A 22,343-nucleotide genomic window follows, 5' to 3' on the forward strand; every position below is an offset into this window, starting at 1 on the left:
GTCCGCCGCCTGCGCGGACCGCGTCACCGTCCTCCATGCCAGTTCCCCTCACGCGGGTGGGTCGTCGTCTCACAGTGGCGGCGCGACCCGTTGGAGCAGCCGCCCCAGCAAAGCCCGGTCAACGGCTGCGCCAGCGGTGGTGAGCAGCGCGTTCTGCAGGTGCGCAGTCAAGGCGGCCCACGTGCGGAGCGTGCCGTGCGCGCACGACTGGTCGATCCATGTCAGATCCGGGGCCGGGACGGTGCGCCACAGCGGATGGAAGCCGGTCATCACGTCCGCTGCTTCCGCTCCGGTCAGGCGTGGAACCTCCTGCCATGCACCGATGCGCGATGCCAGATGCGGCAGCCGGGCCAGCGCCCGCTCGCTGCCCGCCCCGCACAGCACCAGCGTGATCCGCGTATCGGGGTGGTCCCACAGGCTCTGCAGATACTCCAGACACGGCACAGGCAGGCGCTGAGCCTTATCGACCACCAGCACCCGCGCCTCGCCCAGTGCCCCCGTGACCACGGCGTCGGCCAGCGCAGAGGTGTGCGGGAAGCGGCCCGGCAACGCCAGAGCGTCGAACACCGCCCGCCGTATGCCGGCCACCGACGGGCGCACCGGCACCGGCACCCACGTCACCTTCCAGCCCGGAGGCACTGCGTGGAGCGCCATCCGCACGGCCACGGTCTTGCCCCGGCCCGGGTCGCCGAACACACACACCGCGCCCTGGACCGCCATCGCCTGCCCGACCGCCTCGGCCACCGCCCGAACCGACGACGTCCGCACCAGCTGCGCGCCCGCCGGCAACGCCACACCCACCAGCGCTCCGCTCTCCTCCGCCGGCACGCCCGCGACCGCCGCGGGCGCAGGGTGCGGCAGCCGTCGCGCCACCGCCTTCGCCGCGCCACCCTCCCGCGGGCCCGCCAGAGCAAGGTCAGCCAGCGCCTGCCTCGTCTGCTGCTCCTCCCACTCCCGCCGGACCACCGCGCGGTCCGGCAAGACCCTGCCGGCCTGAATGTCCCGGTGCACCACCCGGTACAACGACGCCAGCGAAGGCACCTGGCCCCCGGCCTGCTTCAGATACCGGTGCAGCACCGCCACGTTCCCGCCCGCCTGCGCCAGCACCTCCCACGCATGGTCGGACAACTCCAGCCGGGCCCGGCGCCTGCGCTCCACACGGCCCTCAGTCCGCGCAGCCTCCAGCCACCGCCACACCGTCCGCGCAGTCACCCCACCAACCTGCACACCCGCACGCACATGCGCCGTGGTCAACGCCCCGGCCGCATCGAGCTCCAACAGCCGCGCCACCAGCACCGGCCTGGACACCCTCAGCCCTGCCGTGACCTCACCCCACACGCCCGGCTCGCCCACCGAAAAACCCTTCAGCCACGGAACCCAACACCCACCACGATGCGGCCGCGAAGCCGCCGAAGGATCAGAAGTGCCGTTCCCGAGACAGCGGCATGGGGCGGGGTGTACCGCCCCATGACAGCCGAACCGACTACAGATACCGCTCTACGGCACCGACCATGCCCTTACCCAACGCCCCACCAGCGAAAACACCCCAACCTGACATGCCGTCACTGACACCCAACCACCGACACCACACCGGCACATCGCAGCGGGTCCGCCTCGCCGAGGCGTCGACGGTGATCGAGCCGGGGCGCCTTGGTGTAGCGGGGCAGGTCGGCGAAGAAGCGGGTCACGCTGGTGCGGTTCAGCCGCTCGATACCGCCTTTGTGGCGGGCACTGCGCACCCGGTGCACCGGAACACCGAGCAGGCCGAAGGCCCGCCGGACGGTCTTGGACAGGAAGTCGGCGCCGCCGTCGACCCGTACGAACTGAGGCAATCCCCCGGCCGGGCCGTAAGGATCCTCCCGCAGCACCGACGCCCGTACAGCCGCCAGAACCGAGCCGCGGTGCGCGGAGCCGGCGGTGACCGCCCAGCCCATCACATAGCTGGTACCGCGGTCCTCGAACCACGTCACCCACACCTTCGACAGCTTCTTGTCGGGCATCATCACGACGGTCGGGGCCTGCTTGTGATCGCCCTCCCACACCTGGTTCCGGGCCACCGCCGGCCGCTGGAAGGCGGGGTCGAAGCCGCGGGCGGCCGGAATACCCTCCCGCAGGCCCGCCATGAAACCAGGGTCGAGGTCACGGGCGATCGCGTCGTGCAGCGTCGTCAGCCCCACCGGCTTCTCCCCCGCCACCTTGGCAGCGCGCACCAGATGCTCGTGAGCGCGTTTGACGTTGCCCTGGTAATCGGCGAGAACTTCGATGATCTCGTCGGTGATCCGAAACCGCCTGCGTTCGGGCTTCTCCGGGCTGCCGGTCTTCTCAGCGCTCGCCAGCCAGTCCCACACCGTCCTGATGTGCACGTTCAACGCTTCGGAGACCAGCCGCACATGCACCGTTGTCAACTTCCCCGCCCCACGCAGCCGCAGCAGCTGAGCCACCGCGGCAGGCCGTAACTCATCCCGATGCCGCCCCAAGCCGTCGTCCATGACCCCCCAGGCATCACTCGTCACCGGAGCCGGCACCCGCGCAGAGCACGAACCGGCAACAGAGCAGTGATCACAGCATCAGCCTCCGGACAGTCAACAGCCGCCCTACACAGGGCAGTTCACATAGCGGCCCGTGACAGGCATTACGGACATGACACTAGAGCCGACACCCTCGACAAGTGTCCGCATCGATCACCTGGGCGGGTGACACCGATCCGTTTCGCCTCGCCCTGACCCCTTCGTGCGCTATAGAGCCCACTTCAAAGGAGGTTCGACGAACATTGCACTGGCCGATTCGGGATCACACCACCACTGATTCGGGAAAACACCACCAAGATCAACCATCTGAAACGTCAACTGACCAGGACAAACACGAGTCACCATCAGTGGTGCGGAAACCCGAACATCTCGGTGGCCTCTTCCCCGAACCTCACACCAGCAGGTCCAGTGCTGGCTTCGCCGCCAACACCCGGCAGGCGTGCTGGGCTTCGGGGATCCGGATCGGCGCAGTGTGTCTTGCCCGTCCTGCACGCTGTCGACGGTGCGCGAATCGTGGCTGTGGATCACTTCCGTGCTGGAGCCACACAGGGTCACCGAATCCGCGATCATGACTGACCGTGGGTGACGCGCTCCTCCAGGACCTGTGGTTCGCCAGACCGACGACGCCGCGATCGACCGCCACCCTGCTACCGCCGACTCACCGAATGAAGCGGCTTGCAATGGGACAGTTCCGGAAGGCGCGTGAGGCTTCCTCGACAAGCCGCCCCCGCATGTCGGGTTAATTGGCCGAATGCGGGCGCCACATCTGCGGAATGGTAGCCGTTGGCTCTATGGCCGCCTGATGGTTCCGCAGATCACCAGGGGAGGGAGCAGGACGTGGGTCGGACGCTTACGCTGGAAGGCCAGGAGTTCGAGGTGGAAGGGAGGTGGGTCTCCCGTTCCTTCGCCGGACCGATGGTGCTGGTGGCGGGCGAGTCGGGGGCAGGAAAAAGCACGGGGCTGGAGGCGCAGTGGTACGCCGTGGGCCTGACCTGCACTCGGGTCATGCCCGCGGTACGGGCCTGCGAGCGCACCCGGCTCACTTTCCAGATCGACACGGTGCGCTGGCGTGCCACCCGCTCGGCCCGCAGTACCGCAGGCGTGGTGGAGTTCGAGAACCTCGCCGACTCCGGTCAGCCGCCGGTGCGTTGTCCCGTCAAGGCGGGCAAGAACGGTGAGCCCAGTGCCGCCGAATTCTTCCAGGGCCTGCTGGGCATCCCCCGGATCGGCACGGGGGCAGGGCGGCTCACCATGGAGGAGGTTCTGCCCTGGATGTACATCCAGCAGGCGACCATCGCCATCAGCTACCTCGGCGGCCTCTCTCACGCGCGGCGCCGGCTGGCGGGACGGACGCTGCTCGGCGCCCACGACGCACAGGTCGAAGCCCTCAGGTCACGCGCCGACCAGGCCCGCAAAGAGTGGTCGGCTGCCAAGAACACCCTGGAGAAGATCCTCAAGGTACGGGCCGAACGCGGCCTCGACGAGCTCGGCGACCTGCAGACGCGCCAGGCGCAGTGGACTGCCGAACACGAAGAGACCGCCGCACAAGCCCGCGCGGCCACCATGGAACTGAGCAAACTGGCCCGCCGGCACCAGGCCTTGGCGGATCAGGCGAAGGCGGTCGAGCCCGCACAGCGGGCCGCGCGGGCCGGGGCGGACGAGGCCGAAAAAGAGGCACGGTCCTGGGCCTGCGCGGAAGGGGAAGCCGAAGGGCTCTACGCGGCGTTGCGGGAACTCGCGGCCGACCCCACAACGTGCCCGGTGTGCCACCAGAAGCTGGTTACCGAAGGCCTGACGGACGAACAGTGCCCATTGTGCAAGGAGATCGACCCCGGCCGGGCGCAGCGGAGCCGGCAGGACGACGAGCGTGCGCAGGAAGCCCGTAGGCAGCGGGACCATGCCCGTGCAGCCCGGCGGAAGGCTGATGATGCGGCTGCGGCGGCGCGGTTGAAGGCATTGCAAGCCGATCAGGCCGTGCGCGAGGCGTACGCACGTGCCGCAGAGTTCGGCAGGGACATCGTCGATCCCCAGCGGGAGAAGGCCCGTGGGCTCGAGGCGGCCGCGCGTGAACTGGCAGCCCGGCTGGAGCAACTCGCGCAGCATCTCCGGGAGGTCGACGCCCTGCACGACCTCAAGCGCGAGCGCGACAGCCTGGCCGCGGCGAAGGGCAAGGCGCAGGAGGAGTTCACAGCAGCGGAGACGAATGTCAGCGAGCATGTGAAGGCCTTGGCGGAGCGCTGGTCGGTCTTCTTCGAGAAGCGCATGAAGGCCACCGACCCGCAGGTGCGCAGCGCCTCCATCGATGCCGACGATTTCTCCCCGTTGGTCAACGGACGTCCTTTCGACGCCCAGGCCGTCGCGGGCGCTGTCCTCGTCAGGATCAACATCAACGCCATGCTCGCACTGCGGGACCTGATGATCGAGGTCCCGGCCATCCTGCTGCCGGGGTTCCTCATGATCGATTCTCCGCTGAGCGGTCTCGGAACTCACGGACACGACCAGGAAGCCGGCGAGGTGATGCTGCGCACGCTCGCCGACTGCGCGACCCGCCCCGATGCGCAAGGCGGGGTACAGCAGGTCGTCTGCGCAGTCAATGACCCCCTGAGCGAGCCTGTTCCGGGCATGCGCGAGATCCTCGTGGACAAGACCGACCGCTACATCCCCGGCCTCCCGGCCGACCTCGCATAACCCACCTGTTTCCTGGGGTCCTTGTCCGGCAGGGGCGTTGGGACAGGAGATGACGCTGCCCCCCGGCCGGGGGGGGCAGGGCTTCCCCGGCCTGGTCAGACGGTGTCCACAAGAGAAGTGTTGCGGACCACCATGTGCAGGGCGTGCAGTGGCTGGGTCCGCGTCGGGCGAACCACCTCAATCCAGTCGCGTTCCTGCTTGAGGTGCCAGGTGAGTTGGTCGAAATAACGCCACCCGAAGCTGACACGGGTAGAACTCGGGGCCCCTTCGTGCCGCGGGCCGATCGGTGCGCCGTGCAGGTTGACCGCCGTGACATCACGGCCGCAGGACTCAAGGTGGCTCAGAACGGCAGCAGCACTGCGGCGCAGCGGGCTGGTCTCACTCCAGCGTTCAAGAGCCCGTAGGGCATCAAGGCCCTGGGGGTGGGCGTCCGGCAGTTCCAGACGGTGCAGGTCGATCGCACCGGCCCGAAGAAGCCGGACGAGTTCGCCGCGTACGGGGCGGGGGATCCACCGGTCCAGGCCCTCGAACTGCTCGACCATGTCGTCCCGGGGCGCCCGGCCGGCCGAAGCGTCCGGGTGCAGCTGGGCCAGGCGTGCCTCAGCGGTCTCCCGGTTGTCGCCGCGCTGCCACAGCAGGTACATCGGAATCCCTTCCGCGGCAAGGGATTCGTACTGCTCGAACTGGATCTGCAGTCCCCGGCTGCGGCCCTTGAGTGCCCGCTTCAGCGACGCCTGCGGATCACGGCCGTAGGACAGCGCGCTGACGAACTCTTGGATCAGCCGGTCGTCGCGTCGGTGTTCCACCACGACATCGACGTCTGCGGGCTCCAGTGCCCCACGGGCGTACGAGCCGAAAACGTAGATCTCATCGACGAGGTCGAGGGGCCACCCTCCCTCGCCGAGGCGGCACAGCATCTCCTGGAGAAGGGTGGTGGCACGTGCGCGTTTCACGACTGTTCTCCTCAACCGAACGGGGATATTGCGGTGACCCTACAAGTCACCTCTGGCACAGCCGGTGTTGGGCTGTGGATCCACCGTGCCGAGGAAACGGCGGAGAACAGTCGCACGCAGGGGTGTGGGCCCGTAGCGTCTCCACGCCGTACATAGGCAGATCCGGGGGCACCGTGGGCCTGGTACCGGCCCACTCTCCGCGGCTTATGCGGCTTGACGCCGAGGGGGCTTTGTGGCCAGGAGCACCGAGCTCCTCCACCGCGACGGCCAAGGCCGTATGGTCCGTACTCCGGCTGCAAAGCTGCCGATGTGCCGTTGGCACAGCGCGAGGCGGTCCGGGCGCCGTACCGACCCCCGCACGGCGGCAGTGTCGAACGGCTGCCACCTGGGCGGCGGCCACCCCGCGGCACGGGGCCGCACCCGCTCAGGCAACACGAACGCTCGCGCAAACGATCCACCACAGCAGCCTTCTCGTCCAGCTCGACCGCATGCTGCTCCTCAAGCACTGCTCACCATCCCCTTTCCGCCCCAACATCCGGCCCTCCCTCCGGACAAGTAGCGGGCCATGGCACTTCACCCGCACCATGCCGCCCAGCGACGGAGACCAACGGCGCAAGGAAGGATGAGGGCCAACCTCCTGAAAACAGCCTGCCGTTGGGTCGTTCTCCTCCGCCACGAAGCGGCGTATGCGCAGCGCAGTGAACGGACTACCGAAGTGCCGAGCACAGCACGGGGCCACGCCTGCCGTGCATTCCCAGACGTCAACCCGCAGCCGTACCTGGCTTTCAAAGGCAAGAGCGGTACCGAAAAGGGGGTAGACCAAGGACACGGAGCACGGGCATGAGGTGCCTGACAACCGCTTCCTGCTCGACACAGCCCGGGCGTGCCGGGGCACAGCCATCGCACACACGTGGCCCGGAACAGCGCCCCGAGCCCGTGCAGAGAACGCAGCGGGGGCGCGGGCTGCTCGTCAGTACCAGCGCATGTCCAGTGCTTCCAGAGCGTTGATCTGCTGCGTTGTGAGCCGGGTGACGTTGCGGCGTCGTTCGGACAGCCAACGGCGCAGAAGGAACGGATCACCGCTGTCGTCGCCGCGGTAGGTGGCGGGGACGGCGAGGTGCCGGTGAGTGCGCCAGAACAGGCAGGCCTCCCGCAGGGCCTTTGCAGAAGGCCCAGGCCGCATATCCGCAGGGTCGGCGCAGCAGGCAGGCGATGGGGTGGCGCAGGGGGATCTGGCCGAGCAGCTCGTGCTGAGTGGGGGTGAGGCAGGGCAGGGCAGCGATCTGGTCGGCCACAACCTGCGGACGATGGTCACGTTTCATCACCGGACGGTGGAGGCGGAGGCGTTCGCCGAGGGCCTGCCGACGGTGGCGCAGCGGTTGCATCGCGCGGATCCGGGGCGGTATCCGGCGCGGGTGTGGTCGGGGTGGCTGCGCGGGGAGCACGAGGCCGGGCACCGCCGGCAGACGGTCGGGGAGTTCGCCGTTCAGGGCGGGTACGCGGTCCTGTCGAATTGCAGGGTTCTGGGGGAAGGGGTGGACGTCCCGGCGGTGGACTCCGTGGCGCTGCTGGATCCGAAGGGGTCGCCGGTCGACATCGTGCAGGCCATCGGGCGTGCTCTGCGGCAGAAGCCCGGCCAGGGCAAGCTGGCTTCCCTGGTGGTGCCGGTGTTCCTTGAGGACGGGGAGGAGCCGGAGGACATGTTCACCTCGGCCTCCTACCGGCCGCTGGTGAAGGTGCTGGAGGGGCTGCGGGCGCATGATGGGGAGGCCGTGGAGCTCCTGGCGATTCCGCAGACGAACACGCCTCTTGTCGCCCCGTCCCCGGTGATCGGCCCGGTGCCGGAGGAGGGTGGGGAGGAGGCGCGGTTCCTGCTGCGGTTCACCTCCCCGCGTGATCCGTTGCTGATCGCGCAGTGGGTGAACTTCAATGTCATCGACGTCGAGCGGCAGGACTGGGCCCGCGGATGGGCCGCCGCCCGCCGCTACCAGCTCCGCACCGGGGACCTGGCCGTGCCGTACGAGCACGTCGAGGGCGCCTATCCGCTGGGGCGGTGGCTCAGCGAGCAGCGCCAGCTCCACCGCACCCATGGATCTCTCGACCCGGAACTGGCCAGTCAGGAGATCAGCCTGGCCGAGTTCGAGGAGCAGTGGGCACGCCGCCCGCCAGGCAGCCACCAGCTGGTAGGAGGCTATACGGCCAGGATCGCGAGATGCCGATGCTGAGGCCGGGCCGCGAGAGGCGGGTGAGACGATGAGACCCGTTGGCCTCACACCACCCCGGGGGGATACAGCATGCCGCTTGTGGCAATCCAGCCGTCCTTTGGCAACCCTGCCGCCAAACGGCACTGGCACGACACCTTGGACCAGGAGGTACCTTTCGTCTCTGAGCCGCACACGCCTGCCCTCACCGAGGCCGAGCGGTCGCTCCTGCTGCAGGCACACCCATCCGGCCATGCGCGCTTCTGGGGCGCTACAGCCGTCCAGGACAAGAACATGGACCGCCTCCGCACAGGCGATGTGGTCCTGTTCACCGGCGGTAAGCAAGTGCGTGGCATCGGAGAGATCGGCATCACACTGAGGAACGCCGGGTTCGCGGACACTATGTGGACGCCGGACCCGAACAAGGGAAGCTGGCACAACGTCTACAGCCTGCTGTCCTTCCAGCCCACCGAGATCCCCTACGCCGAGATATGGGCGCTGCCGAGCTTCAACACGGGCGACAACTTCATGGGCCTGCGCATACTCGAAGGGGAGAAGGCCGACGAGATCCTGCAGGGACTGGGCATCGACACCTTCTCCAGTGCCCAGCAGGAAATCGCCCGCGACATCGAGGTGGCCACCGCCATCGCCAAGGGCACCCAGATCGTGCCCATCGAAGGCCTGCACACCACAACCGCCACCTACCACCGTGACGCGCGTCAGATACACGTGAACAGGGCCGAGGCGCTTCTTCAAACCGAATACATCGACACACTCAACGGCCTCATCACGGAGCGTCTGCGGACCCCTGCCGGGGTGACGGACATCCACGTGACAGGACCCGACGGTACCGAGATCATCGAAGCGAAACGGAGCGCCGACCACGGGTATGTACGGGCCGCACTCGCGCAGCTCCTCGACTACGCACCCCACAGCCCTCAGCCGGCGGACCGGCTCAGCGGCCTCTTCCCTTCCCGCCCCGCAGACCCGGACATCGCCCTTCTCCATCGCTACGGCATCGACTGCCTCTACCGGTCGGCGCCCGGTGTCTTCGAGCGAGTGGAGGCGCCGACCGCGGTGCGGGAGCACATGCGCCAGGTGTGGACCAAGGTCTGAGCTGTTCACAGGAGGCAGGGCCACCCTGCCGGAGTCCTGCCAACTGCCTGGTTAATGCTGTTCGTCAGAGGAGCCGCTTTGTGGGGACCACCGCCGAGGGCATCGTCGCGTGAGGGCGGCTACCGCACGGCGATCGTCCGCCCGGCGCTCTTCGCTCAGGCGGAGGTGGAAAGCCGACAGGACGCTCACGACCACCCCGAGCACCTTCAGAGAGGTGCAGACAGTGGGGTCCACCAGCGACTCCCTGACCCATTCCGACGACTATGCGATGCGGGCCAACGGCGAGCGGTACCGCCTGCACACTCAGCACTGCTGGGGAGTACACACCGGGTCCGGCACTCCGGACCCGGCGGAGCCGTCACCTCCAGCAGGTCACGGGTGCCGTTGGAGGACCCGTCCGCGGCGGCATACATGATGCTCCCGGCCGGCAAGGACCTGCGCTCGCTGCGCGGCGGCTTCGACACGGCCCCGGACTTCTAGCTGGAAGCGGTCCAAGGACCGCTCATCCCGGCGTACGCGGCGGCGTGGGCTCCGGGATGAGCGGCACGGTGGGTCACCTGCGGCGGGTGGATGCGTCGCGTACCAGGATGAGGCCGGTGGAGTAGGCGCGGCCCCGTCCAATGCCTGTGGCCAGGGTGTTGGCGAAGGTCATGGGGTCGGTGACGGTGAGAGTGCCCCGGATCTCGTCGGTGATCTCAAACCGGTCGGCTCGGCGTGCTCCCGGACGGGCGGCCGAGGCGGGGGTCGTGGTGGCGTCGGCGAGCCAACGCCACACGGTGCGCTCCGAGACGTTCAGGCACTGGGCGGTGGTGTGGACGTGGGCGCGGGTGAGCCGGCGCTGGGTGCGCAGCTCCAACAGACGGCGCACGGCCGGGCCCGTAAGGCGGTCAACGACGCGGTGTCCAGGACGGGTTCGGGCCAAGGCCGCGATGGCGCTCGGGCGGGATTGTGGTCGGGGGTGGTCGGGGTCATGGAAGTCCTTCGGCCCGTGGGGTCGGGTCGGTCAGGGGGTGGGGCCGAGGCGGGAGCAGGCACGCGACAGCAAGGCCTGGCCCACCGCGGTCCCGGGGCTGCGGGCAAGGGCCGCGTACGCGTGGGAGGTGATCTTCGCCCAGGTACGGAAATTCCCCCTCGCACGCGTGGCGTCCGCATGCAGCAGATCAGTGTCGGTCGCGGCGTCCCACAGCGGATGGAACATGCGCAGCACGGTGAGCACCTGCTTCCCGTCAAGACGGGACACCTGCTGCCATGTCAGCACTCTGGAGGCCAGAGCGGGAGCACGGGCCGACGACAGCGCCCCGGAACCCTCCGCAACGGAAGACACAGGCAAAGACTGAGCGGTCATACCCACCAGCCCACCGCGACGGCAGACCGGCAAGTACAGGAATGTTCATCCACACGGCAGCCACAAGCGCGGTGTGCTAGGACCAACTCGCAGCACACGACAGCAGCTTGGTCACCAGATGACAGCCAAGAAAATCAGCAATGAACGGCAAGAGACCAGGCCACCAGCTCATCACCGGTATCAGGATCAACGACACCCAAACCACTGACACCACCCCACCCACCCACAGGCCCTGCCCGCCGATCCCCTCAAGCAGTCGGCGTCACGCCTCGAACCGGAACCCAGCCCCCACCCGGCTCCGCTCAGCCGGTGCATACCCACGATCGGCAGCAGTGACCAGCACTCTAAAGAGACCCCAGCGGCCGCCCGACAACTCCGGCCGGACCGAGGAGCAGCAGCGCCAGGTGGCTGTTCTACGGGCCCGTGCGCTGGAACAGTCGATTGCCGTCGGCACGCATCCATTCGTGCGCTGCTACCTCGATCTGCGCCAGAAGCTGCCCGCTGTGGTCGGCCCGACCACGAGGCCGACCACGGTCAAACTGTCAGTAGTGCTCTTGCCGGTAGACGCCGTCGAAGTCAACACCACGGCCCCACTCACCGAAGCTCGTGTTCGCCAGCTCCATGTTGACGACGAACGAACCGGCCGCTGCGAGGGTGATCCTGAACGGGTCGTCGTCATCGCCGGGCAGGTTGTTCACGGCCAGCAACGGGAACTCGGCTGTGGCCAGGGTCCGTTCGTCGGCGATGAGGACGAGAGTGCTGTCGGGCCGGCCCTCGTCATCGCGCCCGATCCGCGCCTGGAGCTGATTCGCTGTGAAGCCCGCGTAGGCGCGGTTGTCGACGACGGTGATCGAGCCGTAGTACTCCGGGCCTCCTTCGAGGGCCTGGAGCAGGCGGGCCCATTCCTCCGGCCGCTCGAAGGACGTCCGCACCAGGAGCGGACCGGCGGCCTCCTCGATCGTGGAGGAGGGCGGCTCGGGCTCGGTCCCCGTGCGCTGGCCGGGGATGACCTGGATGAGGAAGCGGGGCTTCTTGCCGTCCGACGACCGGTCACTGGCATGGACGCGCATCAGGTAGGGGCCGGCTCCTGCGGTGGCGAGATTCTCTTTGCGTACGGGCTCGTATCCGCTGTCGCACAGGGAGAGGAAGCCGGTCGTGGAGATCACGGTGACCTCTTCGACCTCGTCCCAGCCGCTCTCCGCTCCCGGGTCGTCCCCGGCATAGAGGGTGACGACGGGGTTCTCCAGAGCGCTTCCGGCGTCGATGTGCAGCCAGTCTTTCCCGGCCGCCAGGAACCCGCGTCCGCGCGGCCGCTTTCCGGCGTCGGGGTCCATGACGGCCAGGTCGCCCCACTCCTTCATTTTGAGCGGCCGGGTGCGGCCGTGAAGGAGTGGCCAGTTGGAACGCTGCATGGAGAACCCCCATCGGGCTTGCTGGTGCCTGCCGGTTTACGTCCTGTAGACCGGCAGTGTGGCAGGCGCGTTGCGTGCCTTACTTGATGCGGACGTAGTAGCCGTCGCCGTTGAGGACGCGCTGGGCCTTGTAGAAGCCGCCGAGGCGGGCGCCGGCACTGCGGTTGTCACCGGCGGAGATGATTCGGGTGCTGCCGCGGTTCGGGTTGCCGCCCTCCCTGCTGGCGGCGAACGGGTACTCGTCGCAGTCGTACTTCTTGGGATCGGGGTTGTGCACCTTCGCGCACATGGCCCTGCGGTGGGCGTTGATGGTCTTTTCGTCGGTGATGCGGTGCAGCGGTGTGGAGGCGCCCGGGTGCCCAGCGATCTTGCGCTGGGCATCAAGTATGTGGTTGGCGGACTGCTTCACTTTCGCGTCACTGTGGGAGAGGCTGAAGACGGGGGAGACCGACGAGAAGACGCAGCCGGGGTTCTTGGTGCGCTTGTTGGGGCCCCAGAACATGTCGTCGCAGCGGTACTTGGCGGACTTGTAGGTGAAGCCGCCCGGCGTGTAGCCGGGCTTGGTGAAGGTGAACCGGTAGGAGGCGGGGCCGGCGAGCTGCTTCTTCTTCCCGACGCCGGCGGCGTAGCCGACGGTGCCCTTACGGGCCGGTCCAAGGGTGGACCCCTGCGGGAACTTGACGGCGGTCTTGACGCCCTTGCCGCCACCGACGGACACGTTGACGCGGACGCCGCCGGCGTTGACGAGCCTGGCCTTGCCGACCGTGAAACTTTCCGCCCACTTCAGCTTGTTGGTCTTCAGCGTCATGGAGTGCTTGACGTCGAAGGTGGCGGAGCCGACCGGCTTGCCGTTCCTCAGCAGGTCGACGCGGGCACCGACATCCATACACATACTGGTGCGGGTGACGGTGATGGTGTTGATCTTGCAGCTTGCGGCGGCGTCCGTACCGGCGTAGACCGTCTTGACGGCCGGGGCCTGGGCGACGGCGATGCTGTACTTCTCCGGTGCGGCCTGCGCGGTTCCGGCGCTGGTGCCGGTAAGGAGGAGCGCGCCGAGAGCGGCACCGACAGCGGCCTTTCCGGGAGTGCTGATCCGCATAGGTATGGGTCCCCTCGTTGGTGGAGGGACGGCACCGCATCAAGGCTGCCGTCCGCGAGGCGACCACGGTAGACACCCCAACAGCCGTGAATCTATTGACAGTTGGAAGGCAATGCTTGTTTTGAGACAGGCCGGATTACGGTCAACAGCGGTGGCATAAGTGCCTCTGCGGGATCCCGGAGCGAAGCTCGGACGCACTCCATACGTTTCGGCGCACCCCGCCCGCACCTTCCGCGATCTTCGCCAGAGCGGTCTCTTCGAGTGCGGCCAACGCGCGCCGCCCGGTGGAGTTCGAAGCCACCCGAACAAGGTCGTTCATGCAAACGGAGTCGCTCGGCCTCAGATAAGTTGGGCCATTCCAGCACCATCGCGATCGCAAAGTGATACAACAAACTCCGGCGCGCTTCCGCCAGCCGGCCGCTGTGCCGGATGGCAGCACCCCCGCCACCGAGGTCCGTCAGCCATGATCAGGTGGCCCAAAGGAAAATGGCCTGAACGACGGCGGACACGCAAAGTTGGACCTTCAGCTCGGGCAGGCCCACGACCACGTCCTGGTCGTCTACGCCCTCGCACAGCTGCGGATGGGCCTGCCGCAAGACCGGCCGACGCGCATCCACGATGCGTACAAGGCGCTGGCGAGCGCGGTCCGGACCCAGCGGCCGGCCGCTACGGCAGCGGGACGAGGCGACGAGAAGCCAACACAGCGGCAGCAGTTGCTCGTCCGGTACACCGCCCGAGGCCACCCCCGGGTGCGCCGCGACCGCCGGCGGAATTGCGAAGCGGCTCTGATCCACATTTTGCTTCCGTGATGACTACGCCTTGACAGGGAGCTCTGCCGGGCACCTCGGAACGGCTCTCAGCCTGTGTCGCGTCACCGACGAAGGCGGAGCGATCAGCACCACATCACCGGGCCGTCACTTTGTGTTAGTCTCAAACGTTTGCACGGCCGTGACGGCTGGAGATTCTGCCCGTCCATTGTTCGTCGGTTGTTCATTCCTGCCGGGCCTTCCTCGGTACGTTCCCCCTACGGAAGGCTCTTCATGAACCACCCGGACCGCCCCGGCACCTCGCACGGCGACCTCGCCCGGCCAGTGCCCCCCACCCCGAGGGTGCCCCCGGTCGCCCGCTTCGCCGACCTGGATCTGCCGGCCGAGGTGCTGCGAACGCTCACCGAGCTCGGCGTGCATGAGCCCTTCCCGATCCAGGCGGCCACACTGCCCAACGCCCTCGCCGGACGCGACGTCCTGGGGCGCGGGCGCACCGGATCGGGCAAGACGCTCGCCTTCGGCCTGCCGCTGCTCACCCGGACGGCCGGACGGCGCGCGGAGCCGAAGCAGCCCCTCGCTCTGGTCCTGGTGCCCACCCGTGAGCTGGCCCAGCAGGTCTCCGAGGCGCTCGCGCCGTACGCCGACGCGCTCCGGCTGCGGATGGCCACGGTCGTCGGCGGTATCTCGATCGGCCGGCAGGCCGCCGCGCTGCGCGACGGGGCAGAGATCGTCGTCGCCACCCCCGGCCGCCTGCACGACCTCATCGAGCGCAGGGCCTGCCGCCTGGGACGGGTACGGATCACCGTCCTCGACGAAGCCGACCAGATGTGCGACATGGGCTTCCTGCCGCAGGTCACCGAGGTCCTCGACCAGGTGCACCCCGACGGCCAGCGGATGCTGTTCTCGGCCACCCTGGACCGCGACGTCGACGACCTGGTACGCCGCTACCTCCACGACCCCGTCGTCCACTCGGTCGACCCGTCCGCGGGCGCGGTCACGACGATGGACCACCATGTGCTGGTCGTCCACGGCCCCGACCGGTACGCCGTCACCACGGAGATCGCCGCCCGCGACGGCCGCGTACTGCTGTTCCTGGACACCAAGCACGCCGTCGACCAGCTCACCCGGCATCTGCGGGCCAGCGGAGTGCACGCCGCGGCCCTGCACAGCGGCAAGTCCCAGCCGCAGCGCACACGGACCCTTGCACAGTTCAAGAACGGCCAGGTCACCACCCTGGTGGCGACCAATGTCGCGGCCCGTGGCCTGCACGTCGACGACCTCGATCTCGTGGTCAACGTCGACCCGCCCACCGACCCCAAGGACTACCTGCACCGCGCGGGCCGCACCGCCCGTGCCGGTGAATCCGGCAGCGTCGTCACGCTGGTGCTGCCGGGCCAGCGCCGCGAGATGAGCCGGCTGATGGCCGGGGCCGGCATCGAGCCGACGATCACCAAGGTGCGCTCGGGCGAGGCGGAGCTGAGCCGGATCACCGGAGCCAAGGCCCCCTCCGGCACCCCGCTCGACGGCGGGCCCGCCACACCCCGGCCCAAGAACACCAACACCCCTTTCCGCGGCCTGGGCACCAGCAAGGACGCCTCCCGCGGCACCGGCGGCAAGTCCCGCAAGGCCAACGAGGCCCGCAAGCTCGCCGAGGCCCGCAAGGCGGCCCGGGTGCGCCGCGGCGGCTGAGAGAAAAATTGCCCTGATAGCCGGATATCCCTGGCCAAAGCTGTTGTGGGCGGCATCGTCGTCATCGCCTACAGGCAGGCCCACCGCCTGAAACGCTCAGCCCGCCGGCTGCGGCACTCAGTCACGGTGAATTGCTCGATGAGGAGCCGGTATCTGCTGGGGATCGCTGCCGCAGCCACCCCGGTGGGGGTGTGGCATGGTGCGTCACCCAAGCGCGCTCCACGGGCCTGGCCCCGCACACCCGGTGGCCGTGGCTGTACCGTCCACACGGAGATCAGCCACATCGCAAGGGTGTATCGCGGCCGCTCGCCGGCGCCGGGCGGGGTTCGCTGAGTTTCCCCCGTCCAGCGCCGGCGGTGCCCGTCCGGAAGTGTGCCGGTGGCTGCGCCGCCCCGAGTCACCGTCCGTCGATGTGGCCACGGTGGCCGCCGGCATGGCGGCGTTCAGCGCGGAATCACCCAGCCCGGTGTCCAGGGCACGGCGGCGTCGTGGCCGGACGGTGTGGCGGCGAGGTGGGCGCGGAGGGTGGCCAGCGCCGGGTGGGGGTTGTCTCGGTGCCAGAGGAGCGAGTGCGGGTAGACGGGCGTCGGGTCGGTCACCGGGATGCGGCGCAGGCCGTGGCCGGCGGGCCAGACGAGGCGGGTCCGCTCGCCCATGAAGGTGGCCAGGGCCGGGGTGTCGGCGATGGTGTCGAGGAGTGCGTCGGAGCCGAAGTTGGGGCCGGTGGCCTCGATGGTGAGGCCGAACTCGGCGACGAGGTCGTCGTAGTAGGCGGCCCACTCGGTGCCGGGGACGATGCCGGGCATCCAGATCCGGTGCCCGGCGAGCCGGTCGACGGTCACCGACCGGGCGCCCGCCAGCGCGTGGGCGGGGCCGGTGAGGAGCTGGAGCGGCTCGTCGAGCACCCGGACGGACTCGATGTCCTCGGGAAAGGGCCGGCCGGGCGCGGCGACGGCGCGGAAGGACGCGTCGATCGCACCGGAGCGGAGGGCGGCGACGGCTGCCTCGATCTCGAACAGCATCACCACGTCGAGCTCGATCTCAGGGTGCGCCCGGTGGAAGCCGCGCAGCAGGCCCGACTGCGCGCCACGCGAGTTGATCACGTCGACGCGCAGTGGACGGCGAGCGGGGCGCACGGACGCGACCGCGCGCTCGGCGACGCGCAGCAGCTCGCGCGCGTGGGGCAGGAACGCCTGCCCGTCGATGGTGAGCTCGGCGCCACGCGGGGTGCGGGCGAACAGCCGCACGCCGAGGTTGCGCTCCAGCGCGGCGATGCGCTTGGAGACGGCCTGCTGGGTGACCGCCAGCTCGGCGGCGGCCTCCTGGAACTGCCCCGCGTCGGCGGCGGCGACGAAGGTCCTGACGGTGTCGACGTCCATGGCGACACTCTAGGGGCACAACCATTGGTTGTGGCCGGCGGTTCTGCGGTTGTTTGATCCCTGGATATGGCGCTCGCTTTGATGCTTCCGATCGCGAATTGGTTGTGTGAATGAGTGACAGGGGCGGCGGGCATGAGGAGCGGGCATCGGCTGGGGCGGCGGTTCGGGTGGCTGTGGGGAGCGTACGGAACCAGCGCGCTCGGCACGTGGCTCGCCTTCGGCGCGTTCCCGCTGATCGCCATCCGGGAGCTGCGCGCCGGACCGGCCGAGGTCGCCGCGCTCTCCTCCGTGGGGGCTGCTGTGGGCGCGGCCGTGGCGGTGCCGCTCGGCCCGTGGGTGGAGTTCCGCCGCAAGCGGCCGGTGCTGATCGCGATGGACCTGGTGCGGTTCGCGGCGCTGCTGACGATCCCCACCGCGTTCGTGCTCGGCATCCTGACCTTCCTCCAGCTCCTGCTGGTCTCGGTCGTCGTCGCGGCGGCCGACATCACCTTCCGCGCCGCCTCCGGCGCGTACCTGAAGACGCTGCTGCCGGCCGAGGACCTGCTCATCGCCAACGCCCGGTTCGAGTCCACGACTTGGACGACCACGATCATCGGACCGCCGCTGGGCGGCGCGGCGATCGGGCTCCTCGGCCCGGTGGCGACGGTGGCGGCCGACGCGATCAGCTACCTGCTCTCGGCCCTGGGCATCCGCGCGACGGGCGGGCACGAGCCTCGGCCCGAATGGCGGGAGGGCACGCGCATGCGGGCCCGGGACCTGCTCGACGGCTGGCGGTACATCCTCGCCGACGCGACGCTGCGTCCGCTGTTCTTCAACACAGCCTTGTTCAACGGCCTGTTGATGGCCACCCAGCCGCTGCTCGCCGTCCTGATGCTCGGCCCGCTCGGGTTCACAGCGTGGCAGTACGGCCTCGCCTTCGCCGCGCCCTCGATCGCCGGGCTGCTCGGTTCGCGCCTGGCCCGACCACTCGTCACCCGGTTCGGACAGCACCAGGTCCTGCTCGCGGCCGGGGCGCTGCGCGCGCTCTGGCCCGTCGGCCTGGCCTTCCTGGGGCCGGGCACCGGAGGACTGCTGCTGGTGATCGGCGTCGAGCTCGGACTCATCTTCTGCTGCGCGGTCTTCAACCCCGTCCACACCACCTGCCGCCTCGAACGCACCGCGACCGACCGGGTCACCCGCACGCTGTCCGCCTGGGCCGTGACCACCAAGGCCTCGGCCGCGATCCTGACGGCCGCCTGGGGTGTGCTGGGCGGCCTGCTCGGCCCGCGTACGGCCATCGGCCTGGCCGGCGTGCTCCTGCTGGCGACCCCGCTGCTGCTCCCCCGCCGCGCGGCAGCGCATGCCCACGAGCCTGGGGCCTCTGCGGCAGAAGCACACTCCGCTGTCCCGCCACACACCTCTGCGTGACATCCGCGATCGCCCCACCGACTGTTTCCCGCCGGGCCGGACGCGACGGGCACCTCACGTCCCGTGCGCGCAGCGGTGCGCTCCAGGGTGGCGGCGGCAGCCCGAACAGGTAGGCCGTCGACGCCGGAGCGAAGCACGGTGGCTGCCGGAACCAGGACGTCAGTGAGACGACCGGAGGTGCCTCACGCAGGCCGGACCGGAGCCGAGCCGCCTGGATGGCGCTCGGCGGCTCCGTCGAATCGGTCCTGCCGAGTGCGGCCACGTAGCGGGTCCTGAAGGTGAAGCCAAAACCCCGCCATCCGGGGATCTCGAATCGGGCGCCGCGCGCGTGGGCGGTGGTGAGCGCGCCGTCCTTCGCCGCAGGCCACGTCGAGGTCCAGGTCGTCCAGCGCCCTGAACCGCAAAGGGGGCTCAGTCCAGGTGGCCAGGCCGCGCGGGAGCGGCAGGCGCCCGGCCTCGCCTTCGGTGCGGTTCACGAACGCGGCACGGGCCTCTTGCGTTGTCTGCGGCGGACGTCAACGGTCGGCGCGCCCGGTCCGGAGCAGCCCGCGGGAGACATGACGAGTTCGTCGGCGTACGGAGGCCGGGCGCCGGCGCGGGAGCAGGTGATCGCGGCCGCGCGGGCCGCGAAGGCCAGGATGTCGCGCCACTGGTGGGCCTCGAGGGCGGGGGACGCGGTGAGGGCGCCGTGGCTGTCGAGTCGGTGCAGCAGCGCGGCGTTGACGGTGTCGCCCGCCCCGATGGTGTCCACGACCGTCACCTGCTCGCCGGGGACGGACAGTTCGAGGCCGTCGCGGGTGAGGACCGTCAGCCCCGCGCCGCCGCGGGTGAGGACGACGGCGTACGGGCCCGCGGCCGGCCACTCCCGGGCGGCGGTCATCGGGTCGCCGCCTTCCGGGCCCGCGAGCCAGGCCGCGTCCTCCTCCGAGAGCTTGAGGAGGGTGACGTGCGGGAGCCATGAGCGGAAGCGGGCCCGGTAGGCGGCCGCGTCGGGGATGAGGCCGGGGCGGATGTTCGGGTCGAGGGCCGTGAACAGACCGCGGGCGGATGCGCGGCGCATCAGGTCCTCGTACGCGCTCGCCCCTGGTTCGAGGACCAGGGAGCAGGTGCCGAACGAGATGGCGCGGGCGGCTTCGGGCAAGGAGTCCGGGCTGGTGAACAGGCGGTCCGCGGCGCCCTCGACGTGGAAGGAGTACTCGGCCGAGCCGTCGTCGCCGACGTGTGCCACGGCCAGGGTGGTGGGTTCGGGGCCGCGCTGGACCAGGGAGGTGTCCACGCCGTCCGCCCCCAGGCCGCTCAGCAGGGCCTGGCCGAAGTGGTCGGTGGACAGCCGGGAGCAGAACGCGGTGGGGCTGCCGAGGCGGGCCAGGGCGACGGCGGTGTTGTAGGGGCCGCCGCCGCGCTTGGGCAACAGGGCGGGGAGGTCGTCGTCGGCGGGCCCGTCGGCTTCCAGGGGCCCCGCGGGAACGAGGTCGATGAGGGCTTCCCCGGCGACGATGATCATGGAATGGGGCCTTTCGGACGGCGGGCCGGGCGAGTGCGGGCCCGGCGGCGATCAGTGGAGCGGGACATAGGACGTCGGGAGTCGGACGGCGGCGGTTCGGGGCCAGGGCTCCGTGTCCCGCGAGTCCGTTCACAGCTTGAACACCGCTCCACGCCATGTCCACCCCGCGCCGAGGACCGCGTCCCGCAGGGGGTTCTTCATCTCCCCGGTGTCGAAGCGGGACTCCTCCGTCATCCGCAGGCGGCCGTCGGCCCCCCGCTCGATCGTCCAGTCCCGGGAGACCGTGGTCACCTGCCCGCGGGCGTACTCGCGCGACGGCACGAGCCTGGGCGTGTCCCCGACCCACGTGACCTCCTGCTGCTCGTCGAGGGCACGGACCTCGTGGTTCGCCGGGACCAGGCGCATCCGGGTCTTCACGGTCCGGCTCAGCCGGACCCTGGCGAAGAAGGCGTGCCAGGCGGGTTCCCGGATCCGCCACTCCGCCACCAGGTCGGCGCCCTCGGAAGGGATGCCGTTGCGCACGACGTACGGCACGTCCGGCCCGTTGAGCCCGAGCAGGGCCGCCCGGACTTCCTCGGCCGGACGGGGTGCGACACCATTGCCGGGGTACTTGGTGCCGGTCAGTTTGTCGAAAAGACCCATCGGATCAATCTACGCGCTGCACGATGGGGACCGGGCCGCGAATTGGGGCATATCCAATAAGCCCGTCCGGCCGGCGCCGGCAGGTGCTTGCGCTGCGAGCGGCCGGGCGGCGTCGTGGACCAGGTGCCGCCACGGCGCCTCGTCGGCCGTCAACTCCCCTTCCGGAAGCGGAGCTTCAGCCTCGGACGGTATCCCCCAGCCCAACGCGGCAGCGCCAGCCGGGCCGACTCGTCGAGGTGACCCGAGTCACGCCGAAGGAATCTTGGAGGGGAGCTCCTCCCGTGTCACGCTTTCTGCGTGGCCACCCTGCCCGAAATCGCTTGCGCGGCAGCAGTGTTCATGGCCACGAGTTCTCCGCCCATCAGCACGGCCCGTGAGGACGGTCGATTCGCCGGACCGTCGCGTCCAGTCAAGTGCCGCTTGTGAATGTCGAGTTGACCGCTCGCTCCAGCGCCTCCGGGCCGAACAGGCCACGCCCCGTCTCCCCGCGGACAGGACAGAGCTCCTCTGCGGCACACCCTTGACCGTCACGGCCCTTCGTTCCCGCCCACGCCGATAGGCCCGGCATTGCCGCGGCGCATTCTCCGGCAAAACCCATCCGTGCAAGACGGTTGGGCGGGCTGACGACCCCGTGACCACCCAGTCCTGTGCGTGCCGCTGCTCTGATGCATCCCTGTCCCGACGAGACGTCAAGAGATTTGTGGAGGAAGAATGTCGGAAACCGTTGAGTTGACAGAGCTTTACTCGGCCCTTGAGGCGTCGGCCCTGGCAGTGGGTGTGTCCGCGTCGCGTGAGGCGGTCCGGCCCGTCCTGACCGCGTACCAGGACGCGCTCGCGCAGTCCGTGATCTCCTTCCGGGCGCAGACCGGAGCGCGCGGTGCGGGAGATCTCGACTGCCGCATCACGCTGCTGCCCAGGGATCTGGATCCGTATGCCATTGCGGTGGCGAACGGCCTCACACCGAAGACGGACCACGCCGTCGGCAGCCTGCTGGGGGAGGTCCACAGCCGGTTCCCGGTCGACTGCTACGGCGTGGATTTCGGAGCCGTCGGCGGGTTCAAGAAGGCCTGGTCCTTCTTCCGTCCGGATGCCCGGCAGTCGCTGGCCGAGATCGCCGGGCTTCCGTCGATGCCGCGCAGCGCGTCCGGGAATCTCGGCCTCTTCGAGCAGTACGGCCTGACCGACAAGGTCAGTGTGATCGGGTACGACTACGCGAATCGGTCGGTGAACGTGTACTTCACCGGGGTGCCGGAGCACTGCTTCGAGTCACAGGGTCTCCGGTCGATTCTCCGTGACACCGGACTGCCGGAACCGAGCGAGGAGATGCTGAGGTTCGGTGAGCAGGCTTTTGCTCTCTACGTCACCCTGAATTGGGATTCCCCGAAGATCGAGCGTGTCACCTACTCGGTGAACACACCTGATCCGTTGGCCCTTCCTGTGCAGATTGATCCGGCGATCGAGAGGCTCGTGAAGGACGCTCCCTACGGCAGCGCCGGTCATCGGTTCGTCTACGGGGTCACGGTGACGCCCAAGGGCGAGTACCACAAGATCCAGAAGTACTACCAGTGGCAGACGCGGGTGGAGAAGATGCTGTCGGCCGACGCCGGGTAGCC

General features: G+C 69.3%; 18 protein-coding genes. 6 read left to right on the top strand and 12 right to left on the bottom strand.

Features of this window, described 5'->3' with window-relative positions:
* Positions 1-69: 69 nt before the first annotated feature.
* Together I5Q34_RS35535 and I5Q34_RS16320 are read right to left on the bottom strand one after the other, a co-directional pair.
* Complete coding sequence (locus I5Q34_RS35535; protein ID WP_199893021.1) at positions 70-1,353, bottom strand: ATP-binding protein; 1,284 nt, start codon at positions 1,351-1,353, stop codon at positions 70-72.
* Positions 1,354-1,562: 209 nt separating this feature from the next.
* Complete coding sequence (locus I5Q34_RS16320; protein ID WP_234429026.1) at positions 1,563-2,441, bottom strand: hypothetical protein; 879 nt, start codon at positions 2,439-2,441, stop codon at positions 1,563-1,565.
* A 924-nt stretch (positions 2,442-3,365) separates the two neighbouring features.
* Between I5Q34_RS16320 and I5Q34_RS16325 the strand changes: the two genes are divergently transcribed.
* On the top strand, positions 3,366-5,216 hold the full coding sequence (locus I5Q34_RS16325; protein WP_199893022.1) for a hypothetical protein: 1,851 nt from the start codon (positions 3,366-3,368) through the stop codon (positions 5,214-5,216).
* A 95-nt stretch (positions 5,217-5,311) separates the two neighbouring features.
* Here I5Q34_RS16325 and I5Q34_RS16330 read toward each other — a convergent pair whose 3' ends face one another.
* A complete protein-coding gene (locus tag I5Q34_RS16330; RefSeq protein ID WP_199893023.1) occupies positions 5,312-6,169 on the bottom strand; it encodes a nucleotidyltransferase domain-containing protein in 858 nt (285 codons plus the stop codon).
* Positions 6,170-7,139: 970 nt separating this feature from the next.
* Positions 7,140-7,352, bottom strand: a complete 213-nt coding sequence (locus I5Q34_RS16335) for a helicase associated domain-containing protein (protein WP_199893024.1) — start codon at positions 7,350-7,352, stop codon at positions 7,140-7,142.
* A gap of 34 nt (positions 7,353-7,386) precedes the next feature.
* Between I5Q34_RS16335 and I5Q34_RS16340 the strand changes: the two genes are divergently transcribed.
* The gene (locus I5Q34_RS16340; protein ID WP_374193023.1) at positions 7,387-8,394 is read left to right on the top strand and encodes a Helicase associated domain protein; all 1,008 of its coding nucleotides are present in this window, start codon (positions 7,387-7,389) and stop codon (positions 8,392-8,394) included.
* Between the two features lie 78 nt (positions 8,395-8,472).
* The gene (locus tag I5Q34_RS16345; protein WP_199893025.1) at positions 8,473-9,486 is read left to right on the top strand and encodes a hypothetical protein; all 1,014 of its coding nucleotides are present in this window, start codon (positions 8,473-8,475) and stop codon (positions 9,484-9,486) included.
* A 553-nt stretch (positions 9,487-10,039) separates the two neighbouring features.
* On the opposite strand, the gene I5Q34_RS16350 is transcribed toward I5Q34_RS16345, so the two are convergent.
* From I5Q34_RS16350 to I5Q34_RS16370, 5 genes are all read right to left on the bottom strand, one after another.
* On the bottom strand, positions 10,040-10,354 hold the full coding sequence (locus tag I5Q34_RS16350) for a type I-E CRISPR-associated protein Cas6/Cse3/CasE (RefSeq protein ID WP_277965479.1): 315 nt from the start codon (positions 10,352-10,354) through the stop codon (positions 10,040-10,042).
* 135 nt (positions 10,355-10,489) lie between these two features.
* Positions 10,490-10,810 carry a hypothetical protein gene (locus I5Q34_RS16355; RefSeq protein ID WP_199893026.1) on the bottom strand — a complete coding sequence of 107 codons (321 nt, stop codon included), beginning with the start codon at positions 10,808-10,810 and terminating at the stop codon, positions 10,490-10,492.
* 563 nt (positions 10,811-11,373) lie between these two features.
* Complete coding sequence (locus tag I5Q34_RS16360; protein WP_199893027.1) at positions 11,374-12,243, bottom strand: hypothetical protein; 870 nt, start codon at positions 12,241-12,243, stop codon at positions 11,374-11,376.
* A 79-nt stretch (positions 12,244-12,322) separates the two neighbouring features.
* Positions 12,323-13,342 (bottom strand): NucA/NucB deoxyribonuclease domain-containing protein, encoded by a 1,020-nt coding sequence (locus I5Q34_RS16365; RefSeq protein ID WP_199893028.1) that lies wholly within the window; start codon positions 13,340-13,342, stop codon positions 12,323-12,325.
* Between the two features lie 467 nt (positions 13,343-13,809).
* Positions 13,810-14,136, bottom strand: coding sequence for a hypothetical protein (locus I5Q34_RS16370; protein ID WP_199893029.1), 327 nt, complete (start codon positions 14,134-14,136; stop codon positions 13,810-13,812).
* Between the two features lie 246 nt (positions 14,137-14,382).
* Here I5Q34_RS16370 and I5Q34_RS16375 point away from each other — a divergent pair, with 246 nt between their 5' ends.
* Positions 14,383-15,798 (top strand): DEAD/DEAH box helicase, encoded by a 1,416-nt coding sequence (locus I5Q34_RS16375; RefSeq protein WP_199893030.1) that lies wholly within the window; start codon positions 14,383-14,385, stop codon positions 15,796-15,798.
* A 443-nt stretch (positions 15,799-16,241) separates the two neighbouring features.
* Here I5Q34_RS16375 and I5Q34_RS16380 read toward each other — a convergent pair whose 3' ends face one another.
* Positions 16,242-17,177 carry a LysR family transcriptional regulator gene (locus I5Q34_RS16380; RefSeq protein ID WP_199893031.1) on the bottom strand — a complete coding sequence of 312 codons (936 nt, stop codon included), beginning with the start codon at positions 17,175-17,177 and terminating at the stop codon, positions 16,242-16,244.
* 132 nt (positions 17,178-17,309) lie between these two features.
* Here I5Q34_RS16380 and I5Q34_RS16385 point away from each other — a divergent pair, with 132 nt between their 5' ends.
* Positions 17,310-18,584 (top strand): MFS transporter, encoded by a 1,275-nt coding sequence (locus I5Q34_RS16385; RefSeq protein WP_199893032.1) that lies wholly within the window; start codon positions 17,310-17,312, stop codon positions 18,582-18,584.
* A 472-nt stretch (positions 18,585-19,056) separates the two neighbouring features.
* On the opposite strand, the gene I5Q34_RS16390 is transcribed toward I5Q34_RS16385, so the two are convergent.
* Positions 19,057-20,088 (bottom strand): carbohydrate kinase, encoded by a 1,032-nt coding sequence (locus tag I5Q34_RS16390; RefSeq protein WP_199893033.1) that lies wholly within the window; start codon positions 20,086-20,088, stop codon positions 19,057-19,059.
* A gap of 129 nt (positions 20,089-20,217) precedes the next feature.
* Positions 20,218-20,730, bottom strand: a complete 513-nt coding sequence (locus I5Q34_RS16395; protein WP_199893034.1) for a hypothetical protein — start codon at positions 20,728-20,730, stop codon at positions 20,218-20,220.
* Between the two features lie 711 nt (positions 20,731-21,441).
* Here I5Q34_RS16395 and I5Q34_RS16400 point away from each other — a divergent pair.
* Positions 21,442-22,341: an aromatic prenyltransferase gene (locus I5Q34_RS16400; RefSeq protein WP_199893035.1), complete on the top strand. Its 900-nt coding sequence runs from the start codon at positions 21,442-21,444 to the stop codon at positions 22,339-22,341.
* Positions 22,342-22,343 lie beyond the last annotated feature (2 nt).

The sequence above is a fragment of the Streptomyces sp. AV19 genome (genome assembly GCF_015999245.1).
Classification (GTDB): domain Bacteria; phylum Actinomycetota; class Actinomycetes; order Streptomycetales; family Streptomycetaceae; genus Streptomyces.